Raw genomic sequence first — 20,852 nt, 5'->3', positions numbered from 1 at the left:
TCGGGTGGACCGCCCTTTTTCTGTTCGACGTGTAAGGAGAAAGCCCATGACGGGTGGAGATATCGCCGGGCTGATCGCCGCTGGTGTGTTTGCGGTTCTGGTCGGGTTTCTCGCCCTCCCGCTGATCAAGCTCGGCAGGGTGTTCGACGAGACCACGCTGGCGATCAAAGACGTGAGCCGGGGAGTGACGCCGATTCTCGAGGAGACGACCGTCACCGTGCAGGAGGCGAACAAGCAGCTGGCACGGGTCGATGCCATCACGTCGAATGTCGCCGAGGTCACCGGCAACGTGAATTCCCTCGTGGCGCTCTTCGCCGCGTCGGTGGGCGGGCCTCTGATCAAGATCGCGGGCTTCAGCGCAGCGGTTCGCGCAGCCATCCGCGGGGGCAGCACCATCGCAGAAGAAACCTCCTCCACAAGCGGCGGTTCGAAGAAGAAGTCCACAGGCAGGCGCACCCGCAAGTCGGATTACTGACAGCCGGTAAGCTGGCGGCAGCTCGAAATCGACCCCCCTCAGAAGGAGCCCGTTGTGAAGAAAGTCCTGTGGTTCACCGCCGGAATAGCCGTCGGAATCGTGGCAGCACACCAGTTGAACCAGACCGCGCAGGGCAAGAGGTTCTTCGCCGAACTCGACGCGAAGATCAAAGACTTCTCCGACGCGCTGGTCGACGGCTACCACGAGCGTGAAGACGAGCTCCGCTCCGCCATCGGCGATGCCGGTGACGCGGTGAAGAAGGCTGCAACCAAGTAGTGCAGACCGCAGACATCCGCCGTCGCTGGCTCGAGTTCTTCGGCGACCGTGGCCACACCGTCGTTCCCTCGGCCTCGCTGGTCAGCGACGACCCGACCCTGCTCTTCACCGTCGCAGGTATGGTGCCGTTCATCCCGTACATGTCGGGGCTGGTGCCGGCGCCCTTCAAACGCGCGACGAGCGTTCAGAAGTGCATCCGTACGCTCGACATCGAAGAGGTCGGCAAGACCACCCGCCACGGCACGTTCTTCCAGATGAACGGCAACTTCTCGTTCGGCGACTACTTCAAAGAGACCGCCATCGAGTTCGCGTGGGAGCTGCTGACGACCAGCGAGGCCGACGGTGGCCTCGGTTTCGACGAGAAAGACCTCTGGGTCACCGTCTACGAAGACGACGATGAGGCCATCGCGCTGTGGAAGAAGACGGCGGGCCTGCCCGACAACCGCATCCAGCGCCTCGGCAAAGAAGACAACTACTGGTCGACCGGCCAGCCCGGCCCCGCGGGTCCCTGCTCGGAGATCTACTACGACCGGGGCCCTGCCTACGGCGCGGAGGGCGGCCCGGCGGCCGACGAGAACCGGTACATCGAGATCTGGAACCTCGTGTTCATGCAGTACCTCATCGGCAACGTGACGTCGAAGGTCGACTTCGACATCCTCGGTGAGCTGCCGAAGAAGAACATCGACACCGGGATGGGACTCGAACGCGTCGCGTTCATCAAGCAGGGGGTCGAGAACCTCTACGAGATCGACCAGGTGCGTCCCGTGCTCGACCGGGCGGCCGAACTCTCGGGCCGACGGTACGGGGCCCAGCACGACGACGACGTGCGCATGCGCGTCGTCGCCGATCACGTGCGCTCTGCCCTGATGCTGATGTCCGATGGCGTGACTCCGTCGAACGAGGGGCGCGGGTACGTGCTGCGGCGACTGCTCCGACGCACCGTGCGGAGCATGCGGCTGCTCGGAGTCGACCGGTCGACGTTCGCCGAGCTGTTCCCCGCTTCACGCGACGCCATGTCGGCCGCGTATCCCGAGGTCTCCGCAGACTACGAGCGCATCTCCCGTACGGCCTACGCCGAGGAGGAGGCTTTCCTCCGTACGCTCACCGGTGGCACGACCATCCTCGATCTCGCCGTGCTGAAGACCAAGGGCGAGGGCGCCCCCGCCCTCGCCGGCGACACGGCCTTCCAACTGCACGACACCTACGGCTTTCCGATCGATCTCACGGTCGAGATCGCCGAGGAGGCCGGGCTCGCGGTCGACCGCGCCGCATTCGAGCGCCTGATGACCGAGCAGAAGCAGCGTGCCAAGGCCGATGCCAAATCGAAGAAGCTCGGCGGTCTCGACCTGAGCGCCTTCGCGGAGTTCCGTGCCGCGGGCGAGACCGTCTTCACCGGCTACACCGAACTCGAGACCGACTCCCGGGTGCTCGGCCTCATCATCGACTCCCAGTCCGTCAACACGGCCGTCTCGGGCGAGCTCGTCGAGGTCATCCTCGCCGAGACCAGCCTCTACGCCGAGTCGGGCGGGCAGGAGGCCGACTCCGGCACCATCGTCGGCGACGGTTTCGAGCTCGAAGTGCTCGACGTGCAGAAGCCGGTCAAGGGCCTCATCAGCCACCGTGCGAGGGTCACCACCGGGCAGGTCGCCGTCGGCGATGCCGCGCGCTCCGTGGTCGACCACGAATGGAGAAAGGGTGCCACCCAGGCGCATTCGGCCACGCACATCGTGCATGCCGCGCTCCGTGAGATCCTCGGCGGGGCGGCACACCAGTCCGGCTCCTACAACAGGGCCGGCTACCTGCGTCTCGACTTCACCTGGAGCCAGCCGCTCTCGGTCGAGACCCGCTCGGAGATCGAAGAGATCTCGAACACCGCCGTGCGCGCCGACTTCGAGGTGATCACCCGGGAGATGGCCGTCGATGAGGCGAAAGAGCTCGGTGCGATGGCCCTCTTCGGCGAGAAGTACGGCGACGTCGTGCGCATGGTCGAGATCGGTGGGCCCTGGTCACGCGAACTCTGCGGCGGCACCCACGTCGTGCACACCTCCGAGATCGGCCTCATCAACCTGCTGGGGGAGTCGTCGATCGGGTCGACCAACCGCCGCGTCGAGTCGCTCGTGGGAGCCGACGCGTTCCGCGAGTTCGCCACCGAGCGGGCCATCGTCTCACAGCTCACGTCGTCGCTGAAGGCGCCGCGCGACGAGCTCGCCAACCGCATCGCCGACCTCGTCGCGAACCTCAAGACGGCCGAGAAGAAGATCGCCTCCTACGAATCGAGTGCCCTGTCGGCGAGGGTTCCCGCGCTGGCCGACACGGCGGTCCGTGCCGGCGACGTGTCCCTCGTCACGGCGAATGTGGGCGAGCTGCGATCCAGCGACGACCTCCGGATGCTCGTCACCGGCGTTCGCGAGCGACTCGGTTCCGACGCGGCAGTCATCGCCCTGGCGGCGAGCCTCTCCGACAAGCCGGTCGTGATCACCGCCACCAACGAGGCGGCCCGCACCCGTTCGCTGAAGGCCGGCGCGCTGGCGAAGCTGGCCTCCGGGGTGCTCGGCGGTGGCGGCGGCGGTAGAGACGACCTCGCCCAGGGCGGCGGAACGAACGTCACTGCGATCGACGATGCTCTGGCCGCCATCCGCGCCGCGGTGGGTGACGGGCGGTCGTGAGGCTAGAGGCGCGCCGGATTCTGTGGCACCTGATTTCCCCGGGGAGACGGAGCTCGTGAGGCCCGGCGTGCGCCTCGGCATCGACGTCGGCAAGGCCCGGGTGGGCGTTGCGCGCTCAGACCTGCACGGCATCCTCGCCACGCCGGTCGAAACCGTGGCGCGACAGACGGCGGGCTCCGCCGATGTCGACCGCATCCTGACGATCGCCCGGGAATACGACACGGTGGAGTTCATCGTCGGGCTGCCGCTGTCGATGTCGGGTGGCAGTACCGCATCGACAGACGATGCCCTGGCCTTCGCCCTGCGCCTCGCCACAGCCGTCGACCGAGACGTTCGGATGATCGACGAACGCCTGACGACGGTGTCGGCGCAGGCAGCCCTGCACCGCTCCGGGCGCAACACCAAAAACTCCCGTTCGGTCATCGATCAAGTCGCCGCCGTTATACTTCTGCAACATGCCCTCGACGTCGAGCGCACGTCGGGCAACCCACCCGGCCAGCTCGTCGACCCGAACCAAGGATTGCACCGTGACTGACCCCCAGCCACCCGAGAACCATCCCTTCGCCGAATTCTTTCGCGAGTCGCCCACAGGCGGCGGTGGCCGCCGCGCCACGATCGAGCAGGAGCGGCCCCGGCGCGGAAGCGACGGCCCGAGGCAACCGAGGCGGCGTCGTGCCCGGCGCGGCATCATCTTCGCGATCGTCGCCGTGCTCCTGGTCGGCGGGCTCGTCGCCGTGGGTAGCGTCGTCATCGGCCCCCTCATTCCCGGCATCTCGAAGATCTTCGGCGGCGGCAACGACTCTGCAGACGACTTCGCCGGTACCGGCACCGGCGACAAGGTCGCCTTCGTCATCAGCGACGGCGACGTCGGTGAGATCATCGGCGACAATCTGGAGAAGGAAGGGGTCGTGAAGAGCTCAGCGGCCTTCTACAAGCTGCTGCTCACCCAGCCCAACGTGGTCTTCCAGCCCGGCACCTACACGCTGTCGAAGGAGATGAGCGCGCAGTCGGCACTCAGCGCCCTCGAAGACCCGGCCAACCACGTCACCGTCAGCGTCGTCATTCCCGAGGGAACGATCGCAGCCGACGTGCTCACGACCCTCTCGACCGACACCGGGGTGCCGCTTGCCGATCTGCAGGCCGAGGCGACCAACTACACCCAGTTCGGCATCGACGCCTCCGCACCGAACATCGAGGGCTACCTCTTTCCGGCGACCTACACCTTCGAGCCGAACACCAGCGCAAAAGACCTTCTGCAGACCATGGTGAACCGCACCTTCCAGTCACTGGATGCCGCGGGCGTCGCTGTGGGCGACCGGGAGAAGGTGCTGACGCTCGCCTCGGTCATCCAGAAGGAGGCACGGCTTGAGCCCGACTTCTACAAAGTCTCCCGTGTCTTCACGAACCGCATCGCCGACGGCATGCCGCTGCAGTCCGACGCGACCGTCGCCTACGGCACCGGCCAGAAGCGGGTCGACACGACCGATGCAGAACGCAACGACGAGTCGAACAAGTACAACACCTACGTGTACACCGGGCTACCCGTCGGCCCCATCTCGAACCCGGGCGACACCGCCATCGATGCGGCCCAGCACCCCGCCGACGGCACGTGGGTCTACTTCGTAACGGTGAACCTCGATACGGGTGAGACCGTCTTCTCGACAACGCTCGACGAGCACAATGCCGCGGTCGAGCAGTACCAGGCGTGGTCGGCGGCCAACCCGGGCGCCGGGGGATGATTCCGCGGCCGCAGCTGGCCGTGCTGGGCTCGCCGATCGCTCACTCCCAGTCGCCCGCGCTGCATGCCGCGGCCTATCGCGAGCTCGGCTTCGAGGCCGACTACGGGTCGGCCGAGGTGGGTTCCGGAATGCTCGGGGCCTTCATCGAGGGTCTCGACACCTCGTGGCGGGGGCTCTCCCTCACCATGCCGCTGAAGGAGGAGGTGCTTCCGCTCCTCGACTCCGCCGACAGGATGGCGACGCTCACGGGCGCGGCGAACACGGTGCTGTTCCGGGCCGACGGCAACCGGATGCGACGCGAGGGGTTCAACACCGACGTGGCGGGGATCGTCGGGGCGTTGGCCGTGGCGGGCGGAGGCTCCGCCGCCCTCCGCGAGGTGCTCGTGCTCGGCGCTGGAGCGACGGCACGGTCGGCCGTGGTCGCCGCGGCGAGCCTCGGGGCCCAGCGCGTGAACATCGCCGCACGGACGGCCGTTCGGGCCGAGGGCGCCGTCGCGGTGGCGCGGGCGGCGGGGCTGGCGGCCACGGTCATCCCGCTCGCCGAGGCGCTGAGCTTCCCCCGTGCCGAAACGGTGACCATCAGCACCCTGCCCGGGGGAGTGCTCACGCCCGCCGACATCGCCTCCATGACGCCGCAACCGGGATCGGTGCTCCTCGACGTCGCGTACTCACCCTGGCCCAGCGTGCTCGGAACGGCCTGGTCGGCGGGTGGCGCAGTCGTGGTGTCCGGGCTCCGGATGCTCGTGCACCAGGCCCTCGTGCAAGTGCGCATCTTCGTGAACGGTGACCCCGAGCTGGTGCTCGAGAACGAAGCGGCCGTGCTGGCGGCGATGTTCGGGGCCGTCGGCCTCGAGGCCTGACCGCGGTCTGCCCCCGCCGTGCGGCTCGGCTCCCGCCGCACCGCCGCCCCCCACACCCGCGGCTCGGCCTCCGCCAATCGTGTGGGAGGATTTCAGCATGCTCCGTTGGCTCACAGCCGGAGAATCCCACGGCCCCGAACTCATTGCCATCCTTGAGGGTCTGCCGTCTGGAATCCCGGTTTCCGTTGAAGACATCCGTATAGACCTCGCGCGCCGCAAACTCGGGTACGGCCGGGGCGCGCGCATGAAGTTCGAGCAGGACGAAGTGTCCCTCTCGGGCGGCGTGGTGCACGGTTTCACGCTGGGCAGCCCCGTCGCCGTTCGCGTCGGCAACACCGAGTGGCCCAAATGGGTCGAGGTGATGGGCGCCGACCCGGTCGTCGGCGAGCCGAAGACCACCGGTCGGGGTGCACCCCTCACCCGTCCCCGACCCGGCCACGCCGACCTGGTGGGCATGCAGAAGTACGACTTCGACGAGGCCCGCCCGATTCTCGAACGGGCCAGCGCCCGCGAGACCGCGGCCCGCGTCGCACTCGGTGCCGTCGCCCGCAGTTTTCTCGCCGAGCTCGGCATCTCGCTGGTCAGCCACACCCTCTCGATCGGGCCGGTTCGCGTGCCCGAGGGGTCGGCTCTGCCGACGCCGGCCGATGTCGACACGCTCGACGCCGATCTGCTGCGCTGCTTCGACCCCGCCACCTCCGAGCGCATGGTCGCAGAGGTCGACGACGCACACAAGGAGGGCGACACGCTCGGCGGCGTCGTCGAGGTGCTCGCCTACGGCCTTCCGCCGGGGCTCGGCTCGCACGTGCACTGGGACAGACGCCTCGACTCCCAGCTCGCGGCCGCACTGATGGGCATCCAGGCGATCAAGGGCGTCGAGGTCGGCGACGGATTCCTCACGACGACCCGCCGCGGGTCCGAGGCGCACGACGAACTCTTCGAGGTCGACGGCGAGATCGAGCGTTTGAGCGACAGAGCCGGCGGCACCGAGGGCGGAATGAGTACCGGCACGGTGCTGCGGGTTCGCGCCGGCATGAAGCCCATCGCGACCATCCCGCACGCCCTTCGAACCGTGGATGTCGCCACCGGCGAAGCAGCGCCCGCCCACCACCAGCGCTCCGACGTCTGCGCCGTTCCCGCGGCCGGGGTCGTGGCCGAAGCGATGGTCGCGCTGGTGCTCGCCAACGCCGTGCAGGAGAAGTTCGGCGGAGACTCGGTGCGCGAGACGAAGCGCAACCTCGACGGGTATCTCGACGCGATTCCGCCGGCGCTTCGGAGCAGACCGTGACCGTCGTCATCATCGGCCCGCCGGCCGCGGGCAAGACCCGCATCGGCCGCCGCGTGGCGAAGCTGCTCGAGCTGCCGTTCACCGACACCGACAAACAGATCCAGGCCGAGCACGGGCCCATCCCTGTGATCTTCGAGACGCAGGGCGAAGACCGGTTCCGGGAGATCGAGCGGGTCGAGGTCGTGAAAGCCCTGCGCGGAGGCGGAGTCGTCTCGTTCGGCGGCGGAGCCGTGCTGAACACGGCTACGCAGCGCGATCTCGACGCCTGCCTCGTCGTGCTCTTCACCGCGACAGCCGAGGCCGTCGCGGGCCGGCTGGGCAACGCGAAACGGCCGCTCGTTCCCGACGTCGCGTCGTGGCAGCGGGTCGTGGATGCTCGGCGAGAGCTCTACGCCGACCTCGCCGACCTCACGGTCGACACCTCGCACCACCGGGCCGACGACATCGCCGATGAGGTCGCCGCCTGGGTCAGAACCCGACTCGGCCGGGCAGAGCGCACCCCCGTCACAACCAGAGAAGACAGATGAACACCGACACCCCCACCGTCATCGCCGTTCCGGGCACCGAACCGTACGACGTGATCGTCGGGCGCGGCGTGCTCTCGAACCTGCGTGCCTCGTTCACGCCGGGCGTGCGGAAGGTGCTCATCGTGCACGCTCCGCAGCTCGCCGATTGGGCGGCCTCGCTCCGTACAGAACTGCGGGATGAGTTCGAGGTGCTGCTCGCAGAGGTGCCCGACGGTGAGGCCGCGAAGCGGGTGGAGGTGGCGTCGTTCCTCTGGCAGATCCTCGGGCAGGCCGACTTCACCCGTACCGACGCCATCGTCGGCTTCGGTGGCGGGGCGACCACCGACCTCGCCGGTTTCGTCGCGGCGACCTGGCTGCGCGGGGTGCAGCTCGTTCAGGTTCCGACGACGCTGCTGGGCATGGTCGACGCGGCGGTCGGCGGCAAGACCGGCATCAACACGGCGGAGGGCAAGAACCTCGTGGGCGCGTTCTATGCCCCGCGCGCGGTCGTCGCCGACCTCGACACGCTCGTCAGCCTGCCGCGCAACGACCTGCTCGCCGGGTTCGCCGAGGTCGTCAAGGCCGGCTTCATTGCCGAGCCCGAGATCCTCGCTCATCTCGAGGCCGATGTGGCGGTGGCGACCGACCCGGGTACCCCGCAGTTCCGGCGGCTCGTCGAGCTGTCGATCGGCCTCAAGGCGAGAGTCGTCGGGGAAGACTTCAGGGAGTCGGGGCTCCGCGAGATCCTGAACTACGGCCATACGCTCGGCCACGCGATCGAGCACACCGAGCGTTATCAGTGGCGGCACGGCGCGGCGGTGGCCGTCGGCATGGTCTTCGCCGCAGAGCTCGGCCGGCTCACCGGCTCGCTGTCGGATGCCGCCGTCGACCGGCACCGCAGCATCCTGGAGTCCCTGGGCCTGCCGACCACCTACCCCGTCGGCCGCTGGAACACCCTGCTCGCGGCGATGCAGCGCGACAAGAAGGCTCGGGGCAGCATGCTGCGCTTCATCGTGCTCGACGACGTGGCCAAGCCGACCGTTCTGCAGGGGCCCGAGACGTCGCTGCTGTTCGCCGCGTACCAGGAGATCGGCTCGTGACACACGTCGTTGTGCTCAACGGCCCCAACCTCGGTCGGCTCGGCAGCCGCGAGCCCGACGTCTACGGGCACCAGGATCTCGCCGCCCTGCGAAAGCTGCTCGACGAGAACACTCCCGACGGGTTCACCCTCGAGGTGCGGCAGACCGATGACGAGTCAGAGCTGATCGGGTGGCTTCACGCTGCCGTGGATGCCCGCACCCCGGTCATCCTGAACCCCGCCGCCTTCACGCACTACTCCTACGGGCTGCGGGATGCCGCGGCCCTGGTGACGAAGGCCGGGGTGCCGCTCATCGAGGTGCACATCTCGAACCCGCATGCCCGGGAGACCTTCCGGCACACCAGCGTGATCTCCGCCGTGGCGACCGGAGTCATCGCGGGATTCGGCTTCGAGGGGTACCGTCTGGCCCTGGACCACCTCGGGCGCATCTCGACTACACTGTGATGTCGGGTCGAAACGGCCCCACCAGCATCTTCTCAACTGAACGGAAATCACCACTCTCATGGCTTCGACAAGCGACATCCGTAACGGCGTAGTGATGAAGATCGATGGCCAGCTCTGGGCTGTCGTCGACTTCCAGCACGTCAAGCCCGGCAAGGGTGGTGCGTTCGTCCGCACCAAGATCAAGAACGTGCTCTCGGGCAAGGTGGTCGACCGCACATTCAACGCGGGCGCGAAGATCGAGACGGCCAACGTCGACCGCCGCGACTACACCTACTCCTACAACGACGGCCAGGACTTCGTGTTCATGGACAACGACACCTACGAGCAGCTCAGCGTGACCGACGCCGTCGTCGGCGACGCGAAGAACTACATGCTCGAGAACCAGCCCGTCACGATCGCGCTGCACGAAGATGCGCCGCTCTACGTCGAGCTGCCGGCCTCCGTCATCCTCGAGATCACCTACACCGAGCCGGGCCTGCAGGGCGACCGCTCGACCGGGGGCACCAAGCCTGCGACCGTCGAGACCGGCCACGAGATCCAGGTGCCGCTCTTCCTCGAGCAGGGCACCAAGGTCAAGGTCGACACCCGCACGGGCGACTACCTCGGCCGCGTCAGCGACTAGGGCGCACCCGTTCGATGAGTGCACGCACCAAGGCCCGCAAGCGGGCGCTCGACGTTCTGTATGCGGCAGATGTCCGGCAGATCTCCATCAACGAATCCCTCGCAGCCGAGGCGGCGCGGGCGCTGACCGAACCGTCGCGTGAGGCGTCGTGGGAGTACGCCCGCGAGATCGTCGACGGGGTGGTGGCACACGGCTACGAGATCGACGAGCTGATCGAGACGTACGCCGTCGGCTGGACCCTCGGCCGCATGCCTCACGTTGACCGGGCACTGCTGCGCATCGGCATCTGGGAGGTGCTGTACAACGACGGCGTGCCGGATGCCGTGGCCATCGCCGAGGCGGTCGAGGCCGCCCAGTCGATGTCCACCGACGACTCCGCCGGCTTCATCAACGGCATCCTCGCGAAGATCGCCCAGACGAAGGGCGTCGCGCACTAGCTTCCGGCGTCCGCGCACGCAATGGACACCGATTCGTGCCTCGGCCGCGGTAACTGCGGAAAAAGCCGGAAACCGCGTCGGTTCGGGCTGGTAGGGTCGACGCAATACGACAACCTTTAAGAGCCGTTCTGCGAGACGGAGAAGGGAGTCCGGAATGGCGCGTACTGTGCTGTCTCAGGCTGACATTGCGCGGGCTCTGACCCGTATCTCGCACGAGATCCTCGAGAGCAACCGCGGGGCGGGCGGGCTCGTCATCCTCGGTGTTCCGACCCGGGGGGTCTTTCTGGCGCGGCGCATCGCCGAGATCATCCAGCGCATCGAACCCGATGCTCCGGCGTCGCTGGTGGGGGCGCTCGACGCCACGATGTACCGCGACGACCTGGCCCGGAACGTGACGCGCACGCCGCAGCCGACACAGATTCCGGCCGGGGGAGTCGACGGCAAGACCGTGGTGCTCGTCGACGACGTGCTGTACTCGGGGCGCACCATCCGTGCCGCGCTCGATGCGCTGAGCGACATCGGCCGGCCGAAGGTCGTGCGACTGGCCGTGCTGGTCGACCGCGGGCACCGTGAACTGCCTATTCGTGCCGACTTCGTGGGCAAGAATCTGCCGACCTCGACCGACGAGCGCATCAACGTGCGGCTCAGCGAGGTCGACGACGTCGAAGAGGTCAGCATCGAGGGGCCGGGCGAGACGGGCAGCGCCGAACCCGACGGGGGCACCCGGTGAGGCACCTCCTCTCGACGAAGCAGCTCAGCCGCGACGAAGCCCTGCAGATCCTCGACGTCGCCGAGGACATGGCCACCGTGAACGAACGCGAGGTGAAGAAGCTGCCCGCGCTCCGTGGCAAAACGGTCGTGAACCTCTTCTTCGAAGACAGCACCCGCACCCGTATCTCGTTCGAAGCCGCCGCGAAGCGCCTCAGCGCCGACGTGATCAACTTCAGCGCCAAGGGTTCCAGCGTGTCGAAGGGCGAGAGCCTGAAGGACACCGCCCAGACCCTCGCCGCGATGGGCGCCGATGGCGTCGTCATCCGCCACCACGCCAGCGGCGCCCCCCAGGTGCTCGCCGAGAGCGGCTGGATCGACGCCCCCATCGTCAACGCGGGCGACGGCACCCACGAACACCCCACCCAGGCCCTGCTCGACGCGTTCACGATCCGGCGTCGGCTCTTCGGCGACACCAGCCGCGGGCGCAATCTGAAGGGCGTGAGCGTCGTGATCGTGGGCGACATCCTGCACTCCCGGGTCGCGCGCTCGAACCTCTGGCTGCTCGAGACCCTCGGGGCGCACGTCAGCTTCGTGGCACCGGCGACACTCATCCCGTTCGGGGCTTCGACCTGGCCCGCCACGATCAGCTACGACCTCGACACGACCCTCCGCGAGACGCAGCCCGATGTCGTGATGATGCTGCGCATCCAGAGCGAACGCATGAACGCGGCCTTCTTCCCGAACGCCCGCGAGTACGCCCGCATCTGGGGCCTCGACGACGCACGTCTCGCCACGCTCCGCCCCGATACGATGGTGATGCACCCCGGCCCGATGAACCGCGGCCTCGAGATCTCTGCCGGCGCCGCGGACTCTGCCCGCTCGACGGTGCTCGAACAGGTCGCCAACGGGGTCTCGATCCGCATGGCCGTTCTCTACCTGCTGATGTCGGGCCAGTCCTGATGGCGAATCAGCCCCAGCCGGCCGAACGAAAGGAACCCTCGTGAGCACTCCGACGTACCTGATCGTCGGTGCGACGCTTCCGACCGGAGAACGCACCGATCTGGTGGTTCAGGATGACCGGCTCACCCGCCTGGCGCCGGGAACCGACAGCGCGAGCACCCGGGGCGCCACGCGCATCGACGCCGACGGTCTGGTCGCCCTCCCCGGGCTCGTCGACCTGCACACCCACCTGCGGGAGCCCGGTTTCGAGCAGAGCGAGACCGTGCTCACCGGCAGTCGCGCTGCGGCGGCGGGCGGTTTCACCGGCGTCTTCGCAATGGCGAACACTCTTCCCGTCTCCGACACAGCGGGCGTCGTCGAACAGGTCATGGCCCTGGGTGACGACGCGGGGTACGCCACCGTGCGACCCATCGGCGCGGTCACGGTCGGGCTCGGCGGCGAGCGCCTCAGCGAGATCGGCGCCATGGCGCACTCCCGCGCCCGCGTGCGCGTCTTCTCGGATGACGGCAAGTGCGTGCACGACTCCCTGCTCATGCGACGCGCCCTCGAGTACGTCAAGACCTTCGACGGTGTCGTCGCCCAGCACGCCCAGGATCCCCGGCTGACCGAGAACGCCCAGATGAACGAGGGCGCCCTCTCGAGCGAACTCGGGTTGAAGGGCTGGCCTGCGGTCGCCGAGGAGTCGATCATCGCGCGGGATGTTCTGCTCGCCGAGCACGTGGGCGCACGCCTGCACGTGTGCCATGTCTCGACCGCGGGGTCGGTGGAGGTCATCCGGTGGGCGAAGTCCCGCGGCATCGTGGTGACGGCGGAGGCCACACCGCACCATCTGCTGCTGACCGAAGACCTCGTGCGGAGCTATGACGCCCGCTTCAAAGTGAACCCGCCGCTCCGCCGTGACGAAGACGTGCTGGCGCTCCGCCGGGGTCTCGCCGACGGCACGATCGACATCATCGCCACCGACCACGCTCCTCACCCGACCGAGTCGAAGGAGAGTGAGTGGGACGCGGCGAGCTTCGGCATGGTCGGCCTCGAGAGCGCCCTGTCGGTCGCCCAGACCGCCCTGGTCGACACCGGGCTGCTCGGCTGGAACGACATCGCCCGCGTTCTCTCCCGCACCCCCGCCGAGATCGGTCGGCTCGCCGGGCACAGCCACGCATTCGAGAACGGCGCCCCCGCGAACTTCACCCTTCACGACCCGAGCGCGGCGAGCACTTTCGAGCTGGACCGGCTCGCGGGCAAGAGCCACAACTCACCCTTCCTCGGCCGAACCCTCTCGGGCCGGGTGCAGCACACCTTCCATCACGGATACCCGACCATGATCGACACCCGTGTGCTCGACAGCGACACCGTCAAAGCCTCGGCCGCTCTCTGGAAAGCAGGTACACCCGCGTGAACAACCTCGGCCCCGCCCTCATCGTGCTCGCCGTGCTCGTCGTCGTCTACCTGGGCATGGTGCTCGGCTGGCGCGCCCGCAGGAAGCGCCAGTCCGGCTTCGCCGCCGCCGCGGTGACCCCGGTCGACGCCGGGCAGCTCCTGCTCGAGACCCCCATGCTGTACGTGGCCACGACACCGGCCGACAAGCCGCTCGAGCGCCTCGCCCTGCCGGGCCTGGCATTCCGCGGCCGCGGCACGTTCATCGTCTGGGAGAAGGGCGTCACGCTCTCGATCGACGGCGAGCGCGACATCTTCGTTCCGTTCGACAACATCCGGAGCATCGGAACATCGACCTTCACGATCGACCGCGTCGTCGAGTCGGGCGGTCTCGTGCGCCTGGACTGGACCACGCCGCTGGTCGGCGACGAGAAGGCCCGCACGGTGGCCGCCACCGCCGGCGCGACGCGCACCGAGAAGAAGGCCATCCTCGCCGCCGCAGCAGCCGGCGACCGCCCCTCGAGCGCGAACATCGAGTCGTACGTGCGCATCCTCGACCAGACCGCCAGCGCCCGCGTGCTCAGCACCGTGCAGGCGCTCCTCAAGCCCACCGGCAATCCGCAACAGAAAGGCCAGGTCGCGTGAACGTCACCGAACCGGCAGTATTCGTTCTCGAAGACGGCACCCGTCACATCGGACGGGCCTACGGCGCCCGCGGTCGCACCTTCGGCGAGGCCGTCTTCGCCACCGGTATGACCGGGTACCAGGAGACCCTGACCGACCCCTCGTACGCCGGCCAGATCGTCATGATGACGGCGCCGCACATCGGCAATACCGGTACCAACGATGAAGACCTCGAGTCCGCACGCATCTGGGTGGCCGGCTACGTCGTGCGCGATCCCTCGCGCATCGTCTCCAACCACCGTGCCACCCGCTCGCTCGACGACGACCTGGTTCGCGACGAGGTCGTGGGAATCAGTGGCATCGACACCCGGGCCCTCACCCGGCACCTGCGTTCAGCGGGTGCCATGCGGGCCGGTATCTTCTCGGGCCCCGACTTCACCCTGGAACCGGATGCCCAGCTGCGGCTCGTGCGGGAGGGCGCCCAGATGGCGGGGCAGAACCTGTCGAGTCGTGTCTCGACGCCCGAGCGCTACACCATCCCGGCGGTCGGTGAGCGAATCGGATCCGTCGCGGTGCTCGACCTCGGCGTGAAGAAGTCCACCCTGAACTACCTCGCCGCGCGCGGCTTCGACGTGGAGGTGCTGCCCGAGGCCATCACGTCTGCCGAGGTGCTCGCGCTCTCGCCCTCTGCGCTGTTCTACTCGAACGGGCCCGGCGACCCCGAGGCATCCGAGGGTCATGTCGAGGTGCTGCGCGACGTTCTGCGGGCCGGGGTGCCGTACTTCGGCATCTGCTTCGGCAACCAGTTGCTCGGGCGTGCGCTCGGCTTCGGAACCTACAAGCTGCCGTTCGGGCACCGCGGCATCAATCAGCCGGTGCTCGACCGCACCACCGGTCGCGTCGAGATCACCAGCCAGAACCACGGCTTCGCGGTCGATGCACCGCGGGAGGGCGTCATCGACAGCCCCGAGGGCTTCGGCCGGGTCGAGGTGAGCCACATCAGCCTGAACGACGACGTGGTGGAGGGCATCCGGTGCCTCGACATCAATGCGTTCAGTGTGCAGTACCACCCCGAGGCGGCCGCCGGGCCGCACGATTCGATGTACCTGTTCGACCGTTTCAGAGACATGGTTCTCGATCTTGCGAAGGATGGCAGCAAGTAATGCCCAAGAGAGAAGACATCAAAAGCGTCCTGGTGATCGGCTCCGGCCCGATCGTCATCGGCCAGGCCTGTGAGTTCGACTACTCGGGCACCCAGGCCTGCCGGGTGCTCCGCGAGGAGGGCGTACGCGTCATCCTGGTCAACTCGAACCCGGCGACCATCATGACAGACCCCGACTTCGCCGATGCCACCTACGTCGAGCCGATCACCTGGCGGGTCATCGAGAGCATCATCGAGAAGGAGAAGCCGGATGCGATCCTGCCGACCCTGGGTGGCCAGACCGCGCTGAATGCGGCGATCGACCTGCACAACCACGGCATCCTCGAGAAGTACGACGTCGAGCTGATCGGCGCGAACTTCGAGGCGATCAACAAGGGTGAGGACCGCCAGATCTTCAAGGAGCTCGTGCTGGAGTGCGGAGCGGATGTCGCGCGGTCGTTCATCGCACACACCGTCGAGGAGGCCGTCGTGTTCGCCGAAGACCTCGGCTACCCGCTGGTCGTCCGCCCCTCGTTCACCATGGGCGGGCTCGGATCGGGTTTCGCCTACACCGAGTCGGAGCTGCGGCGCATCGTCGGCGACGGGCTGCACCAGAGCCCGACCACCGAGGTGCTGCTCGAAGAGAGCATCCTGGGCTGGAAGGAGTACGAGCTCGAACTCATGCGCGACACGGCCGACAACACGGTGGTCGTCTGCTCGATCGAGAACGTCGACCCGGTCGGAGTGCACACCGGTGACTCGATCACCGTCGCCCCCGCCCTCACGCTGACCGACCGCGAGTACCAGAACCTCCGCAACATCGGCATCGACATCATCCGCGCGGTCGGCGTGGACACGGGTGGCTGCAACATCCAGTTCGCCATCGACCCGGCCAACGGGCGCGTCATCGTGATCGAGATGAACCCGCGCGTCTCGCGGTCATCGGCGCTGGCGTCCAAGGCCACCGGCTTCCCGATCGCCAAGATCGCGGCCAAGCTCGCGATCGGCTATCGGCTCGACGAGATCCCGAACGACATCACGAAGGTGACGCCGGCCTCGTTCGAGCCCACCCTGGACTACGTGGTCGTCAAGGTGCCTCGGTTCGCGTTCGAGAAGTTCCCCGCGGCGGATGCGACGCTCACGACCACCATGAAGTCGGTCGGCGAGGCGATGGCCATCGGCCGCAACTACTCGACCGCACTGCAGAAGGCCCTGCGCTCGCTCGAGAAGCGCGGGTCGTCGTTCCACTGGGACGGTGACGCCTCCGCCCTCTCGAAAGACCAGCTGCTGGCGATCGCGGCCGTGCCGACCGACGGCCGTATCGTGACGGTCCAGCAGGCCCTCCGCGCGGGCGCCACGCTCGAGGAGGTCTTCGAGGCCACCAAGATCGACCCGTGGTTCATCGACCAGATCGTGCTCATCAACGAGGTCGCCGATACCGTGGCCTCCGCGCCGCTGACGGATGAAGCAACCCTCCTCCTGGCGAAGGACCACGGTTTCTCCGACCTGCAGATCGCGGCGCTCCGGGGCACCACCGAGGAGGAGATCCGTTCGATCAGGTACGGCCTGGGCATCCGCCCGGTCTACAAGACCGTCGACACCTGCGCGGGGGAGTTCCCGGCGCTCACGCCCTACCACTACTCGTCGTACGACTCCGAGACCGAGGTGACGCCCTCTGACAGGCGGAAGGTCGTCATCCTGGGCTCCGGGCCGAACCGCATCGGCCAGGGCGTCGAGTTCGACTACTCCTGCGTGCACGCCTCGTTCGCACTGGCGGACGCCGGCTACGAGACGATCATGATCAACTGCAACCCCGAGACGGTCTCGACCGACTACGACACCTCCGACCGGCTGTACTTCGAGCCGTTGACGCTCGAAGACGTGCTGGAGGTCATCCACGCGGAGTCGGCGAGCGGTGAACTCGTCGGCGTCGTGGTGCAGCTCGGCGGCCAGACCGCGCTCGGGCTCGCGAAGGGGCTGAAGGCCGCGGGCGTTCCGATTCTCGGCACCACTCCTGAGGCGATCGACCTCGCCGAGGAGCGCGGGCTCTTCGCCGGCATCCTGGATGCGGCGGGCCTTCTCGCACCGAAGAACGGCACGGCCTACGACTACGACTCCGCTGTCACCGTCGCCGAGGAGATCGGCTACCCGGTGCTCGTGCGCCCCTCGTATGTGCTCGGCGGGCGCGGCATGGAGATCGTCTACGACAGCCCGTCGCTCGAGGACTACTTCGAGCGCATCGCCGGCCAGGGCATCGTGGGGGAGTCCACTCCGCTGCTCGTCGACCGTTTCCTCGACGATGCGATCGAGATCGACGTCGACGCACTCTACGACGGCGACGAGCTGTACATCGGCGGCATCATGGAGCACATCGAGGAGGCGGGCATTCACTCCGGTGACTCCTCGTGCACCCTCCCGCCCGTCACGCTGGGCCAGGATGTCATCGCCCGCGTCAAGACGGCGACGCTCGGTATCGCTTCGGGCATCGGTGTGCGCGGCCTGCTGAACGTGCAGTTCGCGGTGGGTGCGGGCATTCTCTACGTGCTCGAGGCGAACCCCCGGGCCTCCCGTACCGTGCCGTTCGTGTCGAAGGCGCTCGGCATTCCGCTGGCGAAGGCGGCGTCGCGCATCATGGTGGGCGACACGATCGCCGCGCTGAAGGCGGAAGGGATGCTGCCGGTCATCGACGGCTCCATCGTTCCGTTCGACGCGCCCGTCTCGGTGAAAGAAGCCGTGCTGCCGTTCAAACGCTTCCGCACCAAGGAAGGGCTCGTCGTCGACTCGGTGCTCGGGCCGGAGATGCGTTCCACGGGCGAGGTCATGGGTATCGACCGCGACTTCCCGCGGGCGTTCGCCAAGAGCCAGGAGGCCGCGTACGGCGGGCTGCCCCAGAGCGGCACCGTGTTCGTGTCGGTGTCAGACCGTGACAAACGCGCGATCGTGCTGCCGGTGCTGCGCCTGCAGCAGCTCGGTTTCGAGATCATCGCCACGCTCGGCACGGCCGAGGTGCTGAACCGCAACGGTATCCGAACGCGCATCGTTCGGAAGTACAGCCAGGGTGTGGATGCCTCGACCGACGAGCCGACGATCGTCGACCTGATCAACCGCAACGAGGTCGACATCGTGATCAACACGCCCTCGGGGCGGTCGGCACGCGCCGACGGCTACGAGATCAGGGCGGCGGCGGTGGCGGCCGACAAGCCGCTGTTCACCACGATCGCCCAGCTCGGCGCGGCGGTGGCCTCGTTCGACGGCATGAAGGACGGCTTCTCGGTGACGAGCCTGCAGGAGTACGCGTGGGAGCGCGCCGAGGCGCTGGAGCGGGCCGAGGTGCGCGCGCTGGCTACGCCTGCGCTGTGAGCGGCGTGACTCCCGGGGTGGGCGGTGCTGGCGGCTTCGGCTCTCGGCTCGCCGCCGTCTTCGCCGCGTCCGGGCAGCTCTGCGTGGGCATCGATCCGCACGACTACCTGCTCGACGCCTGGGGGCTCGACCGCTCTGCGGACGGCGTGCGGGAGTTCGGCCTGCGGGTCGTGGATGCCGCGGCGGGGCGGGTGGGCATCCTGAAACCGCAGGTGGCGTTCTACGAGCTCTACGGCGCCGCCGGTTTCGCGGCCCTGGAGCAGGTTCTCACAGCGGCACGCTCCGCTGGACTGATCGTGATCGCGGACGCCAAGCGGGGCGACATCGGTACCAGCGCCGAGGCGTACGGACGGGCCTGGCTCGAGCCGGGCTCGCCGCTCGAGGCCGACGCGGTGACGCTCACGGCGTACGCCGGAGTCGGGTCGCTGATGCCGGTGTTCGCCCTGGTCGAGAAGATCGGCAAGGGTGCCTTTGTGCTGAGCGCCACGTCGAATCCGGAGTCGTTCTCTGTGCAGAGCGCCCGGGCCGACCGTGAGGGAGAATCGCTCTCGCTCGCCGGGCTCGTCGCCGCCGACGTGGGCGCCCACAATCGTGCCCACCACCCCGACACCTCCGCGGTCGGTAACATCGGACTCGTGCTGGGAGCAACGAAGACACTGACCGACTACGGGATCGACCGCGATCGTCTGGCGGCGACTCCCGCGACGCCGGTGCTTGCGCCGGGCTTCGGATTCCAGGGCGCGACGTTCGCCGACGTTCGCCGTGTGTACGGGACCCTCACTCCGACCACCGTCGTCGCGGTCTCCCGGTCGGTGCTGCAGGCGGGGCCCGCGGGGCTGGCCTCCCGCATCGATGCCCAGGTTTCCGAGCTGCGCGACGCGCTGGGCGCGGCGGACGCGCCGAGCGTGGTCGGTGCGCTGGGTGCAGCGAACGAGGCCGTGGCCGGTTCGTCGGCGGTCTCGGCATGAAGCCGCCGGAGGTCGACCGGGTCGCTGCGTCGAAGGCCGCGGTCGCTGCCCGCCGGGCGCGTGCTGCCGTCAAGAACGAGGTCATCGCCGGCCGCCGGGCAGCCGTCGACGTCGCGACCGTGGGGCTCGCCGAGGCCGACAGTGTCGAGGCAGGGCTGCGCGTTCGCGACCTTCTGCTCTGCATACCGGGTCTCGGCCCGGTGCGGGTCGACCGGATGCTCGACAGGCTCGACATCTCTCGGTCGAAGCGAGTGGGGGGTCTCGGCCGCCACCAGCGGGAGCGGCTGGTGGAGTACCTGGGCACCCGTGCGCCGACGGCCTCCGGAGCCCAGCACCCCGGCCCCGGGCATCCGGCGCCCGCTGCGGCTCAGACGCGCCTTGTCGTGCTCGCGGGCCCGACCGCGGTCGGCAAGGGAACGGTTTCGACGTACATCCGCGAGAACTACCCCGAGGTGAAGCTGTCGGTCTCGGCCACGACCAGGGCTCCCCGGCCCGGCGAGATCGACGGCGTGAGCTACTTCTTCGTCACCGACGAGGAGTTCGACCGGATGACCGAAGCGGGCGAGTTCCTGGAGTGGGCGGTCGTGCACAACCAGTCCCGGTACGGCACGCCCCGAGGTCCCGTGCAGGAGGCCCTCGATACCGGGCGGAGCGTTCTGCTGGAGATCGACATCCAGGGTGCCCGGCAGGTGCGGGCATCGATGCCCGAAGCGGTGCTCGTGTTTCTGCTGCCCCCGACCTGGGAGGAACTCGTTCGCCGGCTCATCGGTCGCGGCACCGAATCGAGCGAGGAGCAGGCCCGGCGGCTGTCGACCGCGAAGGTCGAATTGAAGGCCCAGAACGAATTCGACCACCGTGTCGTGAACAACAGGGTCGAAGATGCGGCCCGCGAGGTCGTAGACTTGATGAATATTTCCGCTCGGCCCGCCCCGGCCTGACGCGACGAAACCTTCCCCCGATTCAAGGAGCACACCCATGCCAGCCAAGCCCCTCGGCATCATCGACCCGCCCATCGACGAACTGCTGTCGAAGGTCGACTCGAAGTACGCCCTCGTCATCTTCGCGTCGAAGCGTGCGCGCCAGATCAACGACTACTACGCCGACCTGCACGAAGGCAGCCTGTTCGACAACGTCGGCCCGCTGGTCGACTCGGGCATCGACGACAAGCCGCTGTCGATCGCCCTGCACGAGATCAACGAGGACAAGCTCACCGTCAAGGCCAATGCTCCGATTCCCGAGTAGGAATGGGACGAGCAACGCTCCGATTCCGGAGTAGGAATCGGACGAGCAACGCTCCGATTT

21 protein-coding genes are annotated in these 20,852 nt (G+C 68.1%); all 21 read left to right on the top strand.

Translation table 11 applies throughout. The features are described from left to right. The first annotated feature begins 46 nt into the window (after window positions 1–46). The 21 genes from B7R24_RS08055 to rpoZ all read left to right on the top strand — a co-directional run bounded on the left by B7R24_RS08055 (window position 47) and on the right by rpoZ (window position 20,792). On the top strand, window positions 47–475 hold the full coding sequence (locus B7R24_RS08055; RefSeq protein WP_116418429.1) for a DUF948 domain-containing protein: 429 nt from the start codon (window positions 47–49) through the stop codon (window positions 473–475). A 54-nt stretch (window positions 476–529) separates the two neighbouring features. Continuing rightward, entirely contained in the window at window positions 530–751 is a 222-nt protein-coding gene (locus tag B7R24_RS08050; RefSeq protein ID WP_116418428.1) for a hypothetical protein, read from the top strand. Then, window positions 751–3,417 (top strand): alanine--tRNA ligase, encoded by a 2,667-nt coding sequence (gene alaS, locus B7R24_RS08045; RefSeq protein WP_116418427.1) that lies wholly within the window; start codon window positions 751–753, stop codon window positions 3,415–3,417. The genes B7R24_RS08050 and alaS overlap by 1 nt, the downstream gene beginning before the upstream one ends. A gap of 55 nt (window positions 3,418–3,472) precedes the next feature. Continuing rightward, complete coding sequence (gene ruvX / locus B7R24_RS08040; RefSeq protein ID WP_172582746.1) at window positions 3,473–3,952, top strand: Holliday junction resolvase RuvX; 480 nt, start codon at window positions 3,473–3,475, stop codon at window positions 3,950–3,952. Beyond that, the gene (gene mltG / locus B7R24_RS08035; protein WP_253259330.1) at window positions 3,945–5,156 is read left to right on the top strand and encodes an endolytic transglycosylase MltG; all 1,212 of its coding nucleotides are present in this window, start codon (window positions 3,945–3,947) and stop codon (window positions 5,154–5,156) included. Before ruvX ends, mltG begins: the two co-directional genes overlap by 8 nt. Beyond that, complete coding sequence (locus B7R24_RS08030) at window positions 5,153–6,016, top strand: shikimate dehydrogenase family protein (RefSeq protein WP_116418492.1); 864 nt, start codon at window positions 5,153–5,155, stop codon at window positions 6,014–6,016. The genes mltG and B7R24_RS08030 overlap by 4 nt, the downstream gene beginning before the upstream one ends. A gap of 97 nt (window positions 6,017–6,113) precedes the next feature. Beyond that, window positions 6,114–7,304, top strand: a complete 1,191-nt coding sequence (gene aroC, locus B7R24_RS08025) for a chorismate synthase (RefSeq protein WP_116418424.1) — start codon at window positions 6,114–6,116, stop codon at window positions 7,302–7,304. Then, window positions 7,301–7,831 carry a shikimate kinase gene (locus B7R24_RS08020; protein WP_116418423.1) on the top strand — a complete coding sequence of 177 codons (531 nt, stop codon included), beginning with the start codon at window positions 7,301–7,303 and terminating at the stop codon, window positions 7,829–7,831. Before aroC ends, B7R24_RS08020 begins: the two co-directional genes overlap by 4 nt. Further along, on the top strand, window positions 7,828–8,910 hold the full coding sequence (gene aroB, locus B7R24_RS08015) for a 3-dehydroquinate synthase (RefSeq protein WP_116418422.1): 1,083 nt from the start codon (window positions 7,828–7,830) through the stop codon (window positions 8,908–8,910). Before B7R24_RS08020 ends, aroB begins: the two co-directional genes overlap by 4 nt. Then, window positions 8,907–9,353 (top strand): type II 3-dehydroquinate dehydratase, encoded by a 447-nt coding sequence (locus tag B7R24_RS08010; RefSeq protein ID WP_116418421.1) that lies wholly within the window; start codon window positions 8,907–8,909, stop codon window positions 9,351–9,353. The genes aroB and B7R24_RS08010 overlap by 4 nt, the downstream gene beginning before the upstream one ends. A gap of 58 nt (window positions 9,354–9,411) precedes the next feature. Continuing rightward, window positions 9,412–9,975: an elongation factor P gene (gene efp / locus B7R24_RS08005; protein WP_116418420.1), complete on the top strand. Its 564-nt coding sequence runs from the start codon at window positions 9,412–9,414 to the stop codon at window positions 9,973–9,975. A gap of 14 nt (window positions 9,976–9,989) precedes the next feature. Further along, window positions 9,990–10,412 carry a transcription antitermination factor NusB gene (gene nusB, locus B7R24_RS08000; RefSeq protein WP_116418419.1) on the top strand — a complete coding sequence of 141 codons (423 nt, stop codon included), beginning with the start codon at window positions 9,990–9,992 and terminating at the stop codon, window positions 10,410–10,412. A gap of 154 nt (window positions 10,413–10,566) precedes the next feature. Then, on the top strand, window positions 10,567–11,142 hold the full coding sequence (gene pyrR, locus B7R24_RS07995; protein WP_116418418.1) for a bifunctional pyr operon transcriptional regulator/uracil phosphoribosyltransferase PyrR: 576 nt from the start codon (window positions 10,567–10,569) through the stop codon (window positions 11,140–11,142). Further along, the gene (locus B7R24_RS07990) at window positions 11,139–12,083 is read left to right on the top strand and encodes an aspartate carbamoyltransferase catalytic subunit (RefSeq protein WP_116418417.1); all 945 of its coding nucleotides are present in this window, start codon (window positions 11,139–11,141) and stop codon (window positions 12,081–12,083) included. The genes pyrR and B7R24_RS07990 overlap by 4 nt, the downstream gene beginning before the upstream one ends. A 40-nt stretch (window positions 12,084–12,123) precedes the next feature. Further along, on the top strand, window positions 12,124–13,479 hold the full coding sequence (locus tag B7R24_RS07985) for a dihydroorotase (RefSeq protein ID WP_116418416.1): 1,356 nt from the start codon (window positions 12,124–12,126) through the stop codon (window positions 13,477–13,479). Continuing rightward, entirely contained in the window at window positions 13,476–14,102 is a 627-nt protein-coding gene (locus tag B7R24_RS07980; protein ID WP_116418415.1) for a PH-like domain-containing protein, read from the top strand. The genes B7R24_RS07985 and B7R24_RS07980 overlap by 4 nt, the downstream gene beginning before the upstream one ends. Beyond that, window positions 14,099–15,244, top strand: coding sequence for a glutamine-hydrolyzing carbamoyl-phosphate synthase small subunit (gene carA, locus B7R24_RS07975; RefSeq protein ID WP_116418414.1), 1,146 nt, complete (start codon window positions 14,099–14,101; stop codon window positions 15,242–15,244). Before B7R24_RS07980 ends, carA begins: the two co-directional genes overlap by 4 nt. Continuing rightward, complete coding sequence (gene carB / locus B7R24_RS07970; RefSeq protein ID WP_116418413.1) at window positions 15,244–18,582, top strand: carbamoyl-phosphate synthase large subunit; 3,339 nt, start codon at window positions 15,244–15,246, stop codon at window positions 18,580–18,582. The genes carA and carB overlap by 1 nt, the downstream gene beginning before the upstream one ends. Window positions 18,583–18,587: 5 nt before the next feature. Beyond that, window positions 18,588–19,550: an orotidine-5'-phosphate decarboxylase gene (gene pyrF, locus B7R24_RS07965; protein ID WP_437123518.1), complete on the top strand. Its 963-nt coding sequence runs from the start codon at window positions 18,588–18,590 to the stop codon at window positions 19,548–19,550. Continuing rightward, entirely contained in the window at window positions 19,547–20,488 is a 942-nt protein-coding gene (gene gmk / locus B7R24_RS07960; RefSeq protein WP_116418412.1) for a guanylate kinase, read from the top strand. Before pyrF ends, gmk begins: the two co-directional genes overlap by 4 nt. 37 nt (window positions 20,489–20,525) lie before the next feature. Next, window positions 20,526–20,792, top strand: coding sequence for a DNA-directed RNA polymerase subunit omega (rpoZ, locus tag B7R24_RS07955; protein ID WP_104243599.1), 267 nt, complete (start codon window positions 20,526–20,528; stop codon window positions 20,790–20,792). Window positions 20,793–20,852 lie beyond the last annotated feature (60 nt).

The organism is Subtercola boreus (genome assembly GCF_003399645.1).
GTDB classification, from domain to species: domain Bacteria; phylum Actinomycetota; class Actinomycetes; order Actinomycetales; family Microbacteriaceae; genus Subtercola; species Subtercola boreus_A.
This window is presented reverse-complemented; position numbering and strand designations above follow the sequence as displayed.